Consider the following 2,400-nt stretch of genomic DNA (forward strand, 5'->3'; position numbering starts at 1 on the left):
TTGACGAAGACCCGGCCCGCGCCACGCTCATGCCGCGCGTTCGCCCATTCGGCCAGCAATTTGCAGCCGGTCCTGGCGGCGATGCGGCCTGCGACCTCCAGCGTCTCTTCGCCCAGGGCGTCGCCGCCCACGGTATCGGCGGCGGGCGAGGTGCGCGTCCAATGCGACACGGGCGCCGCGTGGTCCGGCGCTGTCGCGGAAAGAACGAAGCGTATCATTCCAGTTCCCACCTTGCCTTTTCAACCGTGGTCAAATCTGATCCTGAGAGTTTTTGTATGGGACACTCACATATCGGAACCTTTTCCTAAACAAGGTGTTTGTTTTTAGCCTAGGGCCGCCTCTTTGGGAGGTCCCTTTCAGAAAAGGAGAAATCAAATGCTCAGATTCCTTAAGTCAGGGTCAATGGCTTTTGCCGTACTGACTTTGATTAGCCTTCCGCTTGAGTTCGCAAGCGCGCATCAAACCGGTGTCAGTATGGGAATGGCCGTACGAAACGATTATCCGCCCACTGCGATAACCATTCCGGCAGGATATTATCCGCGAGCGGGCACTTGTCGGCTTTGGTACCCTAATCGTCCGGCGCAGCAGCAGCCTGCGGTGTCCGATTGCAATGTAGTGATCCCGTTGGGCGCCATTCTGCTACTGGGTTGACGGAAAGCTATTACGCAAATCAGTTGACGGACATGACCCCTGTTGGTCACGTCCGTCAAAGTTCATTGATTGCCTTCGTCAAATGCTGATCTCGATCGGCGTTATCCTGTGTGTCGGGCTCTGAAAGTTTTCTCTGCGGTCGGCGGGTGGTGCCCCAAGCTAGCTTTCCCGTTCCAAGCTAGACCGGTAAAAGAGATAAACAATGACTCGAATCCACCCTATCATGGAAGGGTGGCCGAGGGCCGGTCGGCATCGCTTACCCCGAGGCGTGGCTTAATGGCTTGGATACGTCCAGCGACGTCCTAAACGACCTGTCTTATCCGGAGGGCCGGGCGTTTGTTTCAAGAATCGGAGGCAGCCACGCTCAGGCTACCCCTCTGAGATATCCATACGGTCGCGCCTGCGATCGCTGCCACCGTTGCTATACAAGCACCACCGTCGGCCCGATTTCGTAAAGAACCCCGGCAAGCGTCGGGCCAGCGATGTAACCCATGGTTGTCGCCGCCGAGAGGTAGGCTGCGACGGTTGCTTGCTCGCGCGGGCCAACCGACAGCGATGCAAAACCCTGCGCGGCGGGGACAAACAGGCCGAAGCCAAGGCCCATTAGGACATGGGACATCACCAGCAACGCGGTGCCCGCTGCGGGGATCAGCAGTACAGTGCCGACTGAGACGGCCACCAGTCCTGCCCCAGCTGTTTGGGAGGGCACGGATGACAAACGGATTGCGGCAAACAAGCCAGCAAGTGTTGCAGCTGCCATGATGGCTGCCAAGAATGCCGCCTGCGTTGCGGCCTCAGCGGTATTTAGAGCTCCTCGGTCTTGGACGAGAAAGGGAACCGCCTGTTGAACCATGCTCGTGGAGAGAAACGCCAGGGACACTACAGCAAGGATACAACGTATTCTCGGATCCCGCGCAGATAGAGATGAGATCTGCGGATGAATACGTTGCTCTTTGCGGGTTTGCGGGTCGCGCAGGTATGTAGCGGCGATCGAGAAAATCAGCAGAGCGCAGGCGGATGTGATCCAGAGTGGTGTTAACAAGCCCAAACGCCCGCTGGTTGCGAACACCAGCACCCCGCCAGCAATGGAGCCGATCCCGAAGGCTATTCCAGTCAGACTCATCGCTGCCGACCTCCGGGCCGGCACACTCACGTCCGCAATAAATCCTGCTGCAGCGGGAGGAACACCGCTGGCGATGCCGGCATAGGCAATACGGGCCGCAAGGAGGGACACGAAGACCACTAATGGCTGTGCGGAATAGTTCTGGCTCCAAGCAAGAACAGCTGCGAAAGCCAGGGTCGAAGCTACGTATCCTGCCATCCCAACAAGGAAGACAGGGCGACGGCCGACCATATCGGATCTGCGGCCCCACCAAGGTGCTGCGACGACTGTTACAACAGCTGAAACGGACACTATCAATCCGATTTCGACCTCACCCAAGCCTGCCGCTCGACCTGCAGGCCCGAGCACCGGCATAAGCACCGCTTGACCCATGGAGAGGGCGGCTAATCCACAGAGGAGGACCAACTCGCGGCACGCATCGACGCCGTGCAAACCCCCGCCGGCGAGAGCCGGACGGTCGCTGGCTTCCTGTCGCAGGCCANGCGCTATGGCGACGATCTGCTCGAGGATGTGGAAGCCTGGCTGCGGACCGTGCTGGATCAGACCCTGGGGCTTGCGGAGCCGCTTTACGGCAGGGTCGCGATGCCCGTTCTGGACACGATGGTCGCCGCGCTGTTCAACAGCGA

Annotated in this window: 2 protein-coding genes; both read right to left on the reverse strand. The window is 59.3% G+C overall.

Annotated elements, in window-relative coordinates:
- Positions 1-218 (reverse strand): hypothetical protein (locus A3764_RS16925; protein WP_201722453.1); only part of this gene is annotated, 218 nt, incomplete at its 3' end.
- An 854-nt stretch (positions 219-1,072) separates the two neighbouring features.
- Entirely contained in the window at positions 1,073-2,206 is a 1,134-nt protein-coding gene (locus A3764_RS16930) for an MFS transporter (RefSeq protein WP_067920148.1), read from the reverse strand.
- Positions 2,207-2,400 lie beyond the last annotated feature (194 nt).

Origin of the sequence: Sulfitobacter sp. HI0129, assembly GCF_001635395.1 — a bacterium.
Lineage (GTDB): Bacteria > Pseudomonadota > Alphaproteobacteria > Rhodobacterales > Rhodobacteraceae > Sulfitobacter.